The sequence below is a fragment of the Kocuria cellulosilytica genome (assembly GCF_040981245.1).
Lineage (GTDB): Bacteria > Actinomycetota > Actinomycetes > Actinomycetales > Micrococcaceae > Kocuria > Kocuria cellulosilytica.
Genome location: NZ_JAVFWZ010000003.1, coordinates 419,093 through 433,230, shown reverse-complemented (window position 1 = coordinate 433,230; position 14,138 = coordinate 419,093). Strand labels below are relative to the sequence as shown.

Annotated in this window: 15 protein-coding genes; 10 read left to right on the top strand and 5 right to left on the bottom strand. The window is 68.7% G+C overall.

The genetic code is table 11. The features are described 5' to 3' along the window. The first annotated feature begins 38 nt into the window (after positions 1–38). The 10 genes from RCG67_RS07140 (at position 39) to RCG67_RS07100 (ending at position 9,378) form a co-directional block, all read left to right on the top strand. Complete coding sequence (locus RCG67_RS07140; RefSeq protein ID WP_368825466.1) at positions 39–824, top strand: helix-turn-helix transcriptional regulator; 786 nt, start codon at positions 39–41, stop codon at positions 822–824. After that, positions 817–2,271 (top strand): Fe-S cluster assembly protein SufB, encoded by a 1,455-nt coding sequence (sufB, locus tag RCG67_RS07135; RefSeq protein ID WP_368825465.1) that lies wholly within the window; start codon positions 817–819, stop codon positions 2,269–2,271. The genes RCG67_RS07140 and sufB overlap by 8 nt, the downstream gene beginning before the upstream one ends. A gap of 166 nt (positions 2,272–2,437) precedes the next feature. Next, positions 2,438–3,637: a Fe-S cluster assembly protein SufD gene (gene sufD, locus RCG67_RS07130; RefSeq protein ID WP_368825564.1), complete on the top strand. Its 1,200-nt coding sequence runs from the start codon at positions 2,438–2,440 to the stop codon at positions 3,635–3,637. A 60-nt stretch (positions 3,638–3,697) separates the two neighbouring features. Continuing rightward, positions 3,698–4,459 carry a Fe-S cluster assembly ATPase SufC gene (sufC, locus tag RCG67_RS07125; protein ID WP_368825464.1) on the top strand — a complete coding sequence of 254 codons (762 nt, stop codon included), beginning with the start codon at positions 3,698–3,700 and terminating at the stop codon, positions 4,457–4,459. A gap of 38 nt (positions 4,460–4,497) precedes the next feature. Next, complete coding sequence (locus tag RCG67_RS07120) at positions 4,498–4,854, top strand: metal-sulfur cluster assembly factor (RefSeq protein WP_058874544.1); 357 nt, start codon at positions 4,498–4,500, stop codon at positions 4,852–4,854. Positions 4,855–5,017: 163 nt separating this feature from the next. Continuing rightward, on the top strand, positions 5,018–5,809 hold the full coding sequence (locus RCG67_RS07115) for a ZIP family metal transporter (RefSeq protein ID WP_368825463.1): 792 nt from the start codon (positions 5,018–5,020) through the stop codon (positions 5,807–5,809). 140 nt (positions 5,810–5,949) lie between these two features. Next, positions 5,950–6,672 carry an NYN domain-containing protein gene (locus RCG67_RS07110; protein ID WP_368825462.1) on the top strand — a complete coding sequence of 241 codons (723 nt, stop codon included), beginning with the start codon at positions 5,950–5,952 and terminating at the stop codon, positions 6,670–6,672. A 731-nt stretch (positions 6,673–7,403) separates the two neighbouring features. Beyond that, a complete protein-coding gene (locus RCG67_RS07105) occupies positions 7,404–8,324 on the top strand; it encodes a hypothetical protein (RefSeq protein WP_368825461.1) in 921 nt (306 codons plus the stop codon). Positions 8,325–8,555: 231 nt separating this feature from the next. Then, positions 8,556–9,116, top strand: coding sequence for a rolling circle replication-associated protein (locus tag RCG67_RS17625; RefSeq protein WP_438612648.1), 561 nt, complete (start codon positions 8,556–8,558; stop codon positions 9,114–9,116). Continuing rightward, complete coding sequence (locus RCG67_RS07100) at positions 9,064–9,378, top strand: hypothetical protein (protein ID WP_368825459.1); 315 nt, start codon at positions 9,064–9,066, stop codon at positions 9,376–9,378. The genes RCG67_RS17625 and RCG67_RS07100 overlap by 53 nt, the downstream gene beginning before the upstream one ends. Before the next feature lie 190 nt (positions 9,379–9,568). On the opposite strand, the gene RCG67_RS07095 is transcribed toward RCG67_RS07100, so the two are convergent. From RCG67_RS07095 to RCG67_RS07075, 5 genes are all read right to left on the bottom strand, one after another. Next, positions 9,569–10,975 (bottom strand): recombinase family protein, encoded by a 1,407-nt coding sequence (locus RCG67_RS07095; protein WP_368825458.1) that lies wholly within the window; start codon positions 10,973–10,975, stop codon positions 9,569–9,571. Positions 10,976–11,200: 225 nt separating this feature from the next. Further along, complete coding sequence (ypfJ, locus tag RCG67_RS07090) at positions 11,201–12,115, bottom strand: KPN_02809 family neutral zinc metallopeptidase (RefSeq protein ID WP_368825457.1); 915 nt, start codon at positions 12,113–12,115, stop codon at positions 11,201–11,203. Between the two features lie 42 nt (positions 12,116–12,157). Beyond that, complete coding sequence (locus RCG67_RS07085) at positions 12,158–12,769, bottom strand: energy-coupling factor transporter transmembrane component T family protein (RefSeq protein ID WP_368825456.1); 612 nt, start codon at positions 12,767–12,769, stop codon at positions 12,158–12,160. Beyond that, positions 12,766–13,503, bottom strand: coding sequence for an energy-coupling factor ABC transporter ATP-binding protein (locus RCG67_RS07080; RefSeq protein WP_368825455.1), 738 nt, complete (start codon positions 13,501–13,503; stop codon positions 12,766–12,768). Before RCG67_RS07080 ends, RCG67_RS07085 begins: the two co-directional genes overlap by 4 nt. A 3-nt stretch (positions 13,504–13,506) precedes the next feature. Continuing rightward, complete coding sequence (locus RCG67_RS07075; protein ID WP_368825454.1) at positions 13,507–14,130, bottom strand: biotin transporter BioY; 624 nt, start codon at positions 14,128–14,130, stop codon at positions 13,507–13,509. Positions 14,131–14,138 lie beyond the last annotated feature (8 nt).

Below are 14,138 nucleotides of genomic sequence, written 5' to 3'. Positions count from 1 at the left end.
GATGACTCCACGTTGATCAGGAAGCGAACGGTTCACCCATGACCCAGACCACGGACACCCGGAGCGGGCCCCGCTCCGGCCCGCGGGCGGAGCAGGAGGAGAACACCCGCTCGCGCGTGCTCGGCGCCGTCCTGGAGCACGGCCCGGTCTCGGCCGCCGACCTCGGCGAGATGCTCGAACTGACCCCCGCCGCCGTGCGCCGGCACCTGGACGTCCTCGAGCAGCAGCACTTCATCGAGGTCACCATGGTCCGCCGCCCCAGCGGGGGCGCCGGGCGCCCGGCGCGCCGCTACGTCGTCGCGCCCGAGGGCCACGCCAAGCTCGGCGACGACTACCTCGAGATCGCTACCGACGCGCTCGAGGCCATCCGCCGCATCGCGGGCCCGGACGCCGTGCGCTCCTTCATCCAGGACCGGGTGAACCGGCTGGAGGCGTCCTACCGCCCCGAGGTCGAGGCCGCCGGCGACGAGGTCGCCGAGCGCCTGCCCGTCCTGGTGCGGCTGCTCAGCCGGGACGGCTTCGCGGCCTCCACCAACGAGGTGGCCGTCGGCCGCGGGGAGTCCCGCACCATCGTCTCCGCGCAGCTGTGCCAGGGGCACTGCCCCGTGCGGGAGCTGGCCGCCCGCTACCCGCAGTTCTGCGAGCTGGAGACCGAGCTCATCGCCCGGCTGCTCGGCACCGACGTGCGCCGGCTCTCCACGCAGGCCGCCGGCGCGCACGTGTGCACCACGCACGTGCCCCTCGCCCGCCCCGCCGCGGCGCCCGCGGACCCGACCACAGGCCAGACCACAGACCAGACAACAGAGGAAGGCCGTCATGACTGAACAGATCGCCAGCGGCAACGACACTGTCATCGCCGACATCCTGGAGAAGAACCCGGAGCTCGAGGGCATCGGCACCTACGAGTACGGCTGGGCCGACTCCGACGTCGCCGGCGCCTCCGCGCGCCGCGGGGTCGACGAGGACGTCGTCCGGGACATCTCCGCGAAGAAGAGCGAACCGCAGTGGATGACCGACCTGCGGCTGAAGGGCCTGAAGTTCTTCGACCGCAAGCCCATGCCCACCTGGGGCGCGGACCTGTCCGGCATCGACTTCGACAACATCAAGTACTTCGTGCGCTCCACGGAGAAGCAGGCCGCCACCTGGGAGGACCTGCCCGAGGACATCCGCAACACCTACGAGAAGCTCGGCATCCCCGAGGCCGAGCGCGGCCGGCTCGTCTCCGGCGTCGCCGCCCAGTACGAGTCCGAGGTCGTCTACCACCAGATCCGCGAGGACCTGGAGGAGCAGGGCGTCATCTTCCTCGACACCGACACCGCGCTCAAGGAGCACCCGGAGATCTTCGCCGAGTACTTCGGCACGGTCATCCCCGTGGGCGACAACAAGTTCGCGTCCCTGAACACGGCCGTGTGGTCCGGCGGCTCCTTCGTCTACGTCCCCAAGGGCGTGCACGTCGAGATCCCGCTGCAGGCCTACTTCCGGATCAACACGGAGAACATGGGCCAGTTCGAGCGGACGCTGATCATCGCGGACGAGGACTCCTACGTCCACTACATCGAGGGCTGCACCGCGCCGATCTACAAGACCGACTCGCTGCACTCCGCCGTGGTGGAGATCATCGTCAAGAAGAACGCCCGGGTGCGCTACACGACCATCCAGAACTGGTCGAACAACGTGTACAACCTCGTGACCAAGCGCGCGATCGCCCACGAGGGCGCCACCATGGAGTGGATCGACGGCAACATCGGCTCGAAGGTCACCCAGAAGTACCCGGCCGTCTACATGACCGGGGAGCACGCCCGCGGCGAGACCCTCTCGATCGCGTTCGCCGGCGAGGGACAGCACCAGGACACCGGCTCCAAGATGGTGCACATCGCGCCGAACACGTCGTCGTCGATCGTCTCGAAGTCCGTGGCCCGCAACGGCGGCCGCGCCGCCTACCGCGGTCTCGTGCAGGTGCGCGAGGGCGCGAAGGGCTCGAAGTCCAACGTGGTCTGCGACGCCCTGCTGGTGGACACGATCTCCCGCTCCGACACCTACCCGTACGTCGACATCCGCGAGGACGACGTCACCATGGGCCACGAGGCCACCGTCTCGCGCGTGTCCGAGGAGCAGCTGTTCTACCTCATGCAGCGCGGGATGGCCGAGGACGAGGCCATGGCGATGATCGTGCGCGGCTTCGTGGAGCCGATCGCCCGCGAACTGCCCATGGAGTACGCGCTCGAACTCAACCGCCTCATCGAACTGCAGATGGAAGGATCCGTTGGCTGACATGACCAAGCTGAACGAAACGATTCGCAACGCCACGGAGGCCGCCGCCTCCGCGGCCACCGCGGTGGCCGACAAGGCCGTCGGCGCGGCCAAGGACGCCTACGACAACCTGGGCGAGAAGGTCGACGGGGTCCCCACCGGGGACGCGCGCGTCGCCATCCCGGGCATGGACGTGGAGGGCGAGACGCTCTCCGCGGAGCACTCGAAGACCGAGACGCTCGTGCGGCACACCGCCCACGGCGACATCTCCGGCGTGCCCGACTCCTCCCGTGCCGGGCGGCGCACGTCCTACGACGTCGCCGACTTCCCGAAGCTCACGGGCAAGGAGGAGGACTTCCGGTTCACCCCGCTGAAGCGCCTCAAGGGACTGCACGCCGACGCCCTCACCGGCCCGGCGCCCGCGGTGACCGTCGACTCGGACACCGTGCGCGTCGAGACCGTGGGGCGCGACGACGCCCGCGTCGGCAGCGCCGGCGTCCCCGAGGACCGGCTCTCCGCCAACGCGTGGAGCAGCGTCGCCGAGGCCACCGTGCTGACCGTGCCGCAGGAGGCCGAGGTGACCGAGCCGGTCGTCGTCGACATCCACGGCACCGACGCCGCCCCGGCAGCCCAGCACCTCGTGATCGACGCCCAGCCCTTCTCCAAGGCCCTCGTGGTCCTGCGCCACCACGGCACCGCCGTGCTCTCGCAGAACGTCGAGTTCCGGGTCGCCGACTCCGCGAACCTGACCGTGGTGACCCTCCAGGAGTGGGACGACGACGCCGTGCACGCCTCCTCCCAGCAGGCGCGCCTCGGGAAGTCGGCCACGTTCAAGCACGTGCTCGTCTCCCTGGGCGGCGACCTCGTGCGCGTCACCCCGTCCACCCGGTTCGACGCCCCGGGGGGGTCCGTGGAGATGTACGGGCTGACCTTCGTGGACGCCGGCCAGCACCTGGAGTCCCGGCTGTTCGTGGACCACTCCCAGCCGAACTGCACCTCGCGGGTGACCTACAAGTCCGCGCTGCAGGGCGAGAACGCGCACGGCGTGTGGGTCGGCGACGTCCTCATCCGCGCCACCGCGGAGGGCACCGACACCTACGAGCTCAACCGCAACCTCATCCTCAACGACGGCCCGCGGATGGACTCCGTGCCGAACCTGGAGATCGAGACCGGCCTGATCGCCGGTGCCGGCCACGCCTCCACCACGGGGCAGCTGGACGACGAGCACCTGTACTACCTCATGTCCCGGGGCATCCCCGAGGACGAGGCGCGGCGGCTCGTGGTCCGCGGGTTCCTCTTCGAGATCATCCAGCAGATCGGTGTCCCGGACATCGAGGAGCGGCTGCGCGGGGCCGTCCAGGACGAGCTCGCCTCCGCGAACTACTGACCCCTCCCGCACCGCACCCTTTTCGACCACAGACTTTTTTCGACCACAGGAGAACCATCCATGGCAACTCTCGAGATCAAGGACCTGCACGCGTCCGTCGTGCTCGACGACGAGACCACCAAGCCGATCCTCAAGGGCGTGGACCTCACGATCCGCTCCGGTGAGGTGCACGCCATCATGGGGCCCAACGGCTCCGGCAAGTCCACCCTGGCCTCCACCATCGCCGGCCACCCCAAGTACGTCGTCGACTCCGGCGAGGTGCTCCTGGACGGTGAGAACGTCCTGGAGATGTCCGTGGACGAGCGCGCCCGCGCCGGGCTCTTCCTGGCCATGCAGTACCCGGTGGAGATCCCCGGCGTGACGACCTCCAACTTCCTGCGCACGGCCAAGACCGCGATCGACGGGGAGGCCCCCTCCCTGCGCACGTGGACCAAGGACGTCAAGGCGGCCATGGAGCAGCTGAAGATCAGCCCCGACATGATCCAGCGCAACGTCAACGAGGGCTTCTCCGGCGGCGAGAAGAAGCGCCACGAGATCCTCCAGCTCGAGCTGCTCAAGCCGAAGATCGCCCTTCTGGACGAGACCGACTCCGGCCTCGACGTGGACGCGCTCAAGGTCGTCTCCGAGGGCGTCAACCGCGCCCTGGAGACCAACGACATGGGCATCATGCTCATCACCCACTACACCCGCATCCTGCGCTACATCAAGCCGCAGTTCGTGCACGTGTTCCACGACGGCCGCGTGGTGGACGAGGGCGGTCCCGAACTCGCCGACCGGCTCGAGAACGAGGGCTACGACCGCTACCTGGCCCCGGCCAAGTAGGCGGAGCCGACCCACCAGCTTTCGAAAGGAGGCCAGCGATGGCCGACACCCCTGCTGAGACCACCGCCGATCCCGCGGCCGCGGGCCGGCCCTCCGCCGAGGAGGTCGAGGAGGCGCTCAAGAACGTCATCGACCCCGAGCTCGGCGTCAACATCGTGGACCTGGGCCTGCTCTACGGCTCCAAGTGGGCCGAGGACGGCGCCCTGATCCTCGACATGACCCTCACCACGGCCGCGTGCCCGCTGCAGGACGTCATCGAGGAGCAGTGCGCGCAGAACCTCGACCCGATGGTGGACGAGTGGCGCGTCAACTGGGTCTGGATGCCGCCGTGGGGTCCCGAGCGGATCACCGAGGACGGCCGCGACCAGATGCGGGCCCTGGGCTTCAACATCTGAGCGGCTCGTCCCCGCACCACGACGGCGGCCCGCCCACCTCGCACCGAGGCGGGCGGGCCGCCGTCGTCGTGCCGGGTCCTGTCGGCTCCCGTGCCCCGACATCTCCATCAGTAACCTTCCGGATTGTGGGTGCAGAACCGGGGCTCGCTCCTACACTGCCGTCATGGGCCAGACCCTGCTCTTCGGAATCGTCGCCTCGAGCGCCCTCGTCATCGGGGCGCTGGTCGGGGTGCGCTTCGAGCTGCCCAAGCGCCTGCTCGCCATCCTGCTGTCCTTCGCCGCCGGCGCCCTCATCACCGCGCTGGCCTTCGAGCTGTTCGAGGACGCCTACGAGCGCGGCGGCCTGCCGCTGGCCGTCGTCGGGCTGTTCGCCGGCGCCGTGGTCTTCACGGCCCTGAGCGCCCTCCTGGACCGCTGGGCGCAGCCGGGTCCCCGGGCCGAGGACGCCGAGAAGCAGGAGGGCAGCGCCAAGCTGGACACCGACGCCGCCGCGGACCGGAAGGCGCCGACGGCCGCCTCCGCGAGCGGCGGGGCCGGGCTCGCCCTGCTGGCCGCCGTCACCCTCGACGGCGTGCCCGAGAACGTGGCCCTGGGCGTCTCGCTCACCGAGGGGACGGGCGGGCTGGCGCTGCTCGCGGCCATCTTCGTGTCCAACCTGCCCGAGTCCCTGGTCGGCGCCGCCTCGATGCGCGAACAGGGCATGTCCCGGAGCAAGGCAGTGCTGCTCTGGACGGTCTGCGGCGTGCTCCTGGTGCTGGCCGTGCTGGTCGGGGCCGGCCCGCTGGCCGGCAGCGACCCCGAGACGATCTCCCTGCCGCTGGCCTTCGCCGCCGGCGCCGTGATCGCGTCCCTGGCCGACACCCTGATGCCGGAGGCGTACGAGCACGGCGGCCCGGCCGTGGCGCTGAGCACCGCCTCGGGCTTCGCGCTGTCCTTCGCCCTCTCGCTGGCCTGAGCACCCCGCTCCTGAGTGCCCTGCACGGGAGCACCCCGTCCTGCGCACGCTGCTCCGGAGCACCCCGTGCGGGTTCCTCGAGCCCGCCCTGCCGCGCGTCCCGTGGGACGCCTGGACCCCGTCCGTGGCAGAGTCGAGGCGTGAACACCGACGAAAAGCGCATCGCCCTGCTCATCGACGCCGACAACGCCCCGGCGGCCAAGATCGACGTGGTCCTCGCCGAGGTGGCCCGCCACGGCGCCGCGAACGTCCGGCGCGCCTACGGCAACTGGAAGAGCCCGCACCTGCAGCAGTGGGAGGCGGTGCTGCACGCGTACGCGATCCGCCCCATCCAGCAGTTCGCCTACAGCACCGGCAAGAACGCCTCGGACATGGCCATGGTGATCGACGCCATGGACCTCCTCTACGCCGGATCGGTCGACGGCTTCGCGATCGTCTCCAGCGACGCCGACTTCACACCGCTGGTCATGCGGATCCTCACGGACGGGCACAAGGTCTACGGCTTCGGCCAGCGGCAGACCCCGGAACCGTTCATCAACGCCTGCTCGCAGTTCACCTACGTGGAGAGCCTGGGGGAGCCCGCCGAGGAGAAGCCCGGGGAGGCGCCGGCGGCCGCCCCGCAGCAGGCGCTGCGCGGGGACGCGCGGCTGGTCCGGATGCTGCGCAGCGCGGTGGACGCCGCCAGCGGCGACGACGGCTGGGCGCACCTCGGCGCGGTCGGCCAGCAGATCGGCAACCAGGCCTCCTTCGACTCCCGCAACTACGGGTACCGCAAGCTCAGCGACCTCATCGAGGCCACCGGGCTCTTCGACGTCCGTCGGCAGAACCTGGCCGTGCAGGTCCGGGACAGTCGCCGTCGCTGACCCCCGACGGTGCACCTGTCTCGGCAACCCGACAAGATGCCAGGACACCGTCAGGAGGGCGATACGGTTTCCTCATGGCGGATCCTTATCAGCGTGCATTGGATTTCATAGACAGGTTTGGGGGACGCGATTGGCGTGACCGCGAGGCTCAGGGACGTATCCGATGGATGCTTGGCGGCCTCCAGCACCAGGGCCTGCTTGATCGGGAGTCATTGAGAGCCGAAATGAAGGCTCGTGGATATGACACCGAAGCGTTAAACCGTCTCGACAACCTCATAGACAAAAGCTTGCGTGACATGGGGGAGACAGGGCCCGACGGTACGCGCCTGGCTGGACGCGAGACCTAACAAGTGCATGTTGGTCCTGTCCGGTCCTGGGTGATCGGCCTCGGCAAGCCTGTGAGTTCCTAAGCAACCGTCACGGCGGCTTAATGCAGCCGACAGCCATCTACATTGAGGCCTACATACGACTTAGCTTCTCCGTTCTCTTTGCGTCAGGTGAGCAGGTCCCAAAGGCGCGCTGCGTAGCAACTCGACCTCGTCGACGGACACTCTGCTGATGCGCGGCCATCCGGACCTAGAGCCATACGGCGTCGGCCTTGTTGACCGTAAATCGATCGCTCAGGCAGTACAGTCGTGGGACGAGACGTTGCGTGCGATGTCACGGGTATTTAAGGGTTGTAATTGGCGATTAAAATAATCCGCGGTTGCATACGTATAAGGAGGCAATTGTTGGAACAATTTAGCGCATCATGGCGCACCTTGGCCTTGACAAGCGCGGGTGTAAATTTTGCACTATTAGCGACAGTTGGTGTAGTTGGGTTTGTAACCAGCTCAGACGGGCTTTCTACCGTAGCACTGTCTCTGGCTATCGTTGCGTTCGTATGTCAGCTGATTATTTATACCGTGCAAACCTGGCAAGGTAGCCGGCAGCTAGAGCAGGCGCGAGAACTTAACTCAGCCACTGAATCCATGCTCGCGGAGGCTCGTGCGCGTATTGCTGGTACGAACGAGTTGGTTAGCGCACAACACAAAGAATTTATCCGCATAGCCACACTGAGAACGGCCACCGCCCATGCCAAAGACTCCACGGAGCATGGCGAAGAGCCGGTCAGCCAGAGCCTGATTGAGGAAGCTGTAGAAAGAGTTGCTTCCGACAGTGATCGTTTGGACCGAGAGTCCGGCAGCAGGGAGGGAAGTGTCGCGCGTATATCTCGCGGTGTCCTGCAGGATTTAGTATCTTGGCCAAGCGATGAGCAAGAGGTGGCGAGCAGTCTAGAAATACTAAATGAACTTTCGGATCACGAATTATCCATTTTTGTGCATAACCTGGGCATTATTCCCATGCGGGATGAAGGTGCTATTCATAGCCCTACTGACGACGCATTAATCGAGCGCGGTCTCGTGGAGGAGGTGGCGCCAGTCATTAACGAAGGCGAGCACCAGCGCCAGGTTAGACCGACCGAAATGGGGTTTCGTGCAGGAAGAGTACTTCTTGCCCCATGGCCTCTTCCTAAAAGGCTGGCGAATTACTCAGCCGATATATGGGCCACTCGTGAACGTGCGAGTAAGGGTAGTTATGAGAGCACCATGAATTTTCTGGCGTTTCTCGCCAAAAGAGTTGACGTTAAGGTTTGGTGGAAAGGCGATTAATCGAGGTCTGAACGTGGCTCGTTTGGTGGGCGGCGCAGCCGCCCACCCCTTGACTTGAATTAGCAACGTAACTCGTTGGGCGTGGGTGAGGGCTGCGGCGCTGGCTCGATGCACTCGCATGCTATCTTCGTGCCCGAAGGCATCAGGGCGCCCCCCGTAGTTCAGCCCTGAGGCAGGGACCGGTCGGTGTGATGGCTGCGTCGGTTTCCAGTGGCCTTCGGTTCAATCGCGATGTGTGCAGGCATTCCTGAGCCCCAGCGGCTCCTGTCACGGAAGTACCCCATGCCCACATCCCCCACCTCCACTGCCGTCACGGCTTCCTCCCCAGCGTCCTGGGCGCTCTCCCTGTACCCCCAAGCGGGGGAGGGCGGTGGCTGTTTCGTCTCCTCCAAAGAACCCGATCGTTCGTATGTCGCTCCAGGGCATGGACTCGATCCTGAGCGAGCCGCTGAAGAAGCAGCGCGTCGTGCCCGGGCGAAATTGCGGCGTTACTGCGCGGCCAATCGTCTCAACCGTCTCGGGACACTGACCTACGGGCATCCACGGTGCTCAGATCCCGGGCTGGTGCGTGCTCATGTCGGGCTGTTCTTCCGACAGATGCGCGAGAAGCTCGGCGGTGATCCGCTGCCGTATGCCTGGGTGCCGGAGTTGCACAAGGACGGGGTGCATTTCCATGTGCATTTTGCGGTGGGCCGGTACGTGCCCCGGCGACTGATCGAGTCGGCCTGGGGCCGGGGACGTGCACATCAAGCTGCTGGGGGACCTGCCGGTCGGATCTGGGACGCTGGGTGAGGCACGACTGGCGGCTCGCTACCTGTCGAAGTACGTCACCAAGTCTTTCACCGACCCGGCCACTCGCGCGGCGGGTATGCATCGGTACGACCTCGCCCAGGGCTTTCAACCGGAGGTCACACGTCTGTATGGGAGAAGCCCGGGGGAGGTGATTGAGCAAGCCTCCGCGATGTTCGGGGCGCCGCCGGCGGTGCGGTGGAACTCCGACGAAGTCGACCCGTGGGTCGGCCCGCCGGCCATCTGGGCGCAGTGGGACGCCTGATGCCGGAGCACATCGACAGGGAGGCGTTGGTCGCGTGGGTCCGGGCCAGCTGCGAGGCCCAGGGAGTCCCGGAGAAGATCACTGATCCGACGACACTGCGGGAAGTGGGCGCGCTGTTAGGAGGTCGGGCGGAGCGGTAGCGCGCGCACGGCGCCCCGGCGCCGAGCACGCACCGCCCCGCACGGCACCCCTACCGCCGCCACTCCAGCTCGACGCGGTCCAGGTCCACTCCGTGGCGTCCTGAGGTGGTGGCGGGCAGGATCTTGATCGAGGTCAGCAGGGCCTCGGTGATCGCCACCTGGCGGGAGAGGTTCAGGGTCGCCCATTGGGTGCGAAGCTCGGTGCTGTGGCCGATGTACTCGGCTATTGAGTCCCGATGGTTGAGCCGGTCGAACTCCCGCCGATTCGCGTCCAGGCGCGGTTTCACGCGGTCCCGGGCCGTGGTCCATTCCTCGCGTGAGAGATCGCCGTCGGCCCACATGGTGGCCAGGTCGGCCAGGCGGGTCTTGTCCTCGTCGATTTGCTGGGCCAGTTCGCGGGCGCGTTCTTGGTCGATGCCGTCCTCGGTCAGTGCCTGGTGCATAACGGGGGAGTCCAACCGGTGCAGCACAGCCTCTGCCACGCGCTGCTCGAGCTTGTCGGCGTAGATGAAGATCCCGCCGCAACCGGCTGAGTCTGCGCCTTTGCGGCACCCATAGCGGCGGTACTTCCCCCGGGGTGTGGAGTGCAACCGGTTCCCGCACTTGCCGCAGATCAGGAGTCCGCTCAGCAGATAGCGGCGGGCACTGTGATTGGTCCGGCGTGCCGGGTCCAGCAGCTTCCGGCGCAGCCGTTCGCCCTGCTCGGCGCTGATGATCGGCTCCCAGACCCCGGGGCCGAGGATGTGACCGCGGTGGGCGCGCATGCCCCAGATCCGTCCGTTGGTCAGCAGACCCCGGACAGTGGTGGTGCGCCACTCCTTGCCGCCGACGGTCTTGACACCGGTCTCCTGCAACCAGGTGGCCAGTGAGGTCAGCGTTTCCCCGGCCAGCGCTCGTGCGGCCAGTTCCCGGATGACCTCGGCCTCCTGCGGATTGTGGGTCACCTTGTCGGCTTCGAAGCCGAATGGGCGCGGCCCGCCCATGTGCGGGCGTCCGGCCTCAGCGATTTCCTGGCTCTTGCGCCGGATGCGCTCACTTTTGCTCTGGGATTCGGCGGCTGCCACCGCGCCCATGATGCGGGCGGTGAACAGGCCCTCGCTCTTGCCCAAGTCGAATTCCCCGGCCAGGGAAACCACGTCCCCGACTCCGGCGTGGGTGCACACGTCCACGCAGTGCTCCAGCTCCCTCGGCTGACGGTGCAGACGGTCCAGACGCCACACAATCACCGCGTCCCGGCGTCCCTGGCTCACATCCTCCAGCAGCCGCTGATACTGCGGGCGCTTCTTGCCCGAGTAGGCCGAGAGGTCGTCGTCGACGTACTCATCGGCCACCGTCCAGCCTCGGCGCTTTGCTTCGGCGTAGCAGTCCTGAACCTGCCGCGTCACCCCGAGCTCTTGGGCGGAGCGGTCCTGGGAGATTCGGGCGTAGATGGCCACCGCGTGGCGTGTTCGGGTCATGGGGGTACGTTAGCAATGTGTCGCTAACCCGAGGTGGGTGGACCGCCATTACGCCGACCGCCGCCGAGTCCCCACTGGACTCGCATCTCCCCATGCGGATTGTTGGGGATTTGCGAGTCCCGTGGGGACTCGGCGTCCAGGGGAGCGTTGGGGTGGGGGCTCGGCGTTCCCCGCGGCACCGGCGTGAGGACTCGGCGCAGGGAGGCGCTGGGGCGTGAGCGAGGGTCAGGGGGAGAGGGCCGGCGGGGCGTTGAGGTCCCGGGCGCCGAAGGTGTCGCAGGCGTCGAGGTCGCCGGTGCGGTAGCCCGCGTAGAACCACAGCTGCCGCTGGGCGGAGGCGCCGTGGGTGAAGTTCTCGGGGCTGACCCGGCCCTGGGTGGTCTCCTGGATGCGGTCGTCACCGATGGCGGAGGCGGCGTCCAGGGCCTGGTCGAGCTCCTGCTGGGAGATGTCGCCCAGGTCCACGGCCCCGGAGGAGTCCCCGGCGGCGCCGCCCGCCCACAGCCCGGCGAGGCAGTCGGCCTGCAGCTCGACGCGCACGGCCCCGGACTCCGGGCCCTGCGGATCCTGCTGGGCGTAGCCGAGCGTGCCGATCTGGTTCTGGATGTGGTGGCCGAACTCGTGGGCGAGCACGTACTCCTCGGCCAGCGGGCCGCCCTCGGCGCCGAACTGGGTCTGCAGCTCGTCGAAGAACGCGATGTCCAGGTAGGCGGTCTCGTCGGCGGGGCAGTAGAACGGGCCCACGGCCGAGGTCGCGGCGCCGCAGCCCGTGTTGGTCTGTCCCTCGAACAGCTGCACGCCGGGCATCACGTACTGCTCGCCCGTGGCCTGCGGCAGGTAGTCCGCCCAGAACTGGTCGAGGCTCTGCGCGGTGGCGATCATCCGGCAGTCGGTGTACTGGTTCGCGTCCGCACCCGTCTGGCAGCGCTCCGCCCGCTCCTGCTCCACGGCCGTCTGCGACCCGGTGTCCTGCCCGCCCCCGCCGGTGATGGCGTCGATGCCGTCCTGGCCGAACAGCAGGCCCACGACGAGCAGCAGCAGGCCGCCGCCGAGCCCGCCGCCCACGGCGATCCCGCGTCCTCGCCCGCCGCCGCTGCCCACGCGTGAGGCGTCCAGCTGGGAGCTGTCGTCGAAACTCATGGCTGAAGTGTAAGCCGTCTGATCATGGTCGCGGCGCTGCGTTCAGTCGAAGCCGCGGGCGGCGAGGGCCTGGCCGGTGCGCTCGGCGTAGGCGACCGTGGCGATCACCGCCGGGGTGACCAGCCGCACGGGGTTGGGGCGCAGGCCACGGGCCCGCACGGCGTCCCGGAGCTCGCCCACGGCCCCCACGATGAAGGGGATCGAGCGCAGCATCAGGGAGATCGCCAGGCCGATGCGCTCCGGGTCCGCCCCGACCAGCCGCACCGGCGAGCACAGCCACACCACGCCGTCGAGCAGCTCCGGCAGGGGCGTGGTGTGCATCAGCACCCGAGTGACCACGAGGAAGACGACGATGGTCAGCACCACGTCCGCGGCCTGGGCCGCCCCGGCGGTGAGCACGTGGTAGACGGCCAGGAGGACCAGCACGGGCAGGGCGGGCGCGAGCCCGCGCCACCACTCCCGGGCGCCGATGCCCGCGGCGGAGCCCGCGACCAGCAGGAGCACGGTCAGCGCGGTCGGCACCGGCCATGAGGGGGACAGCACCACGGCCAGGGTCACGGCGACGATGCCGACGCCCTTCGCCCACAGCGGGGCGCGGTGCAGGAGGGTCGTGCCGGGGGAGTAGCTGCCGAAGAGGTCCGGCCCCCGGCTCACGGGCGAAGCTCCTGCGGGAAGCCGTGGGCGCACCACTGCTCGTAGGCGGGCAGGACCGCCTCGGGGGGACCGTCCGCGACGAGGGCCCCCTCGTGCAGCACCAGTACGCGGGGTGCGGTCGCGGCCAGGCCGAGGTCGTGCGTGGCGATGACCAGCTGGTGCGGGAGGCCGTCGAGCAGCCGGATGAGTCGTCCCCGGTTGCGCAGGTCGAGCAGGGTCGTGGGCTCGTCGAGGACGAGCACCGCGGGCTCGACGGCCAGGACCGCCGCGAACGCCGCCAGCTGGCGCTCCCCGCCGGAGAGGTCGTAGATGCTGTGCTCGGCGCGGTGGCCGATGCCCACGCGCTCGAGCAGCTCGAGCGCGGCGCCCCGTCGTCGTCCCCGGGGCACGCCGGCCCCGCGCAGGGACAGCTCGACGTCCTCGACCGGGGTCGGCATCACCAGCTGGGAGAGGGGGTCGGTGAACACGAAGCCCACCTGCCGCCGGGCCGCGCGCACGTCCCGGGCCACGTCCGTGCCGTGCACGGTGACCGTGCCCGACGACGGGCGGGCCAGGCCGTTGAACAGCCGCAGGAGCGTGGACTTGCCGGACCCGTTGAGCCCGACCACGGCCACCCGCTGCTCGTCCAGGCGCACGTCCAGGTCCCGCAGCAGGGTCAGCTCACCGAAGGTGGTGGGTGCCGTGACGGTGACGCGGGAGCACACGAGGGGCGCGGCCCCGGGGGTACCGGGCACGGGTCAGCGCGTGCCCGCGATCCGGGGGAACGCCTTGTGCACGCCCACGGCGATGACCGCGGCGAGCACGACCTTGACGAGGTCGCCGGGCCAGAACACGAGGTCGGCGAGGAACGCGTCCTGGAAGGGCAGGCGCGCGTTGACCACCAGGCCGAGGATCCCGCCGATCCGGATCACCACGAAACCGGCCAGGGCCGCGGCCACGAGCCGGAGGGTGTAGACGCCGGTGCGCTCGTAGCGGGCGTTGGTGGCGCCGCCGTCGTTGGCGCGGCGGGACGGGATGAGCCACTGGGCCACGTAGCCGGCCGCGGCCGCGGCGAGAGGGAAGGCCAGGATGTAGCCCGCCGAGGGCCCGGCGAGCACGCCGAGCCCGCCGCGGAAGCCCGCGAAGACCGGGACGCCGATGAGGCCGACCAGGACGTAGAGCGCCACCGCCAGCAGCCCGCGGGTCCCGCCCAGGACCAGGCCGGTCAGGAACACGGCGAGGGTCTGCAGGGTCAGGGGCACCCCGGCCGAGCCGAGCGGGATCCCGGGGAGCACGGACAGGGCGGCGGTGAGCGCCGCGAACACGGCGATGTTCGCGAGGTCCTCGGCGGTGATGGCGCGGCGGCGTTCGACGTTGGTCATGGCTCCCA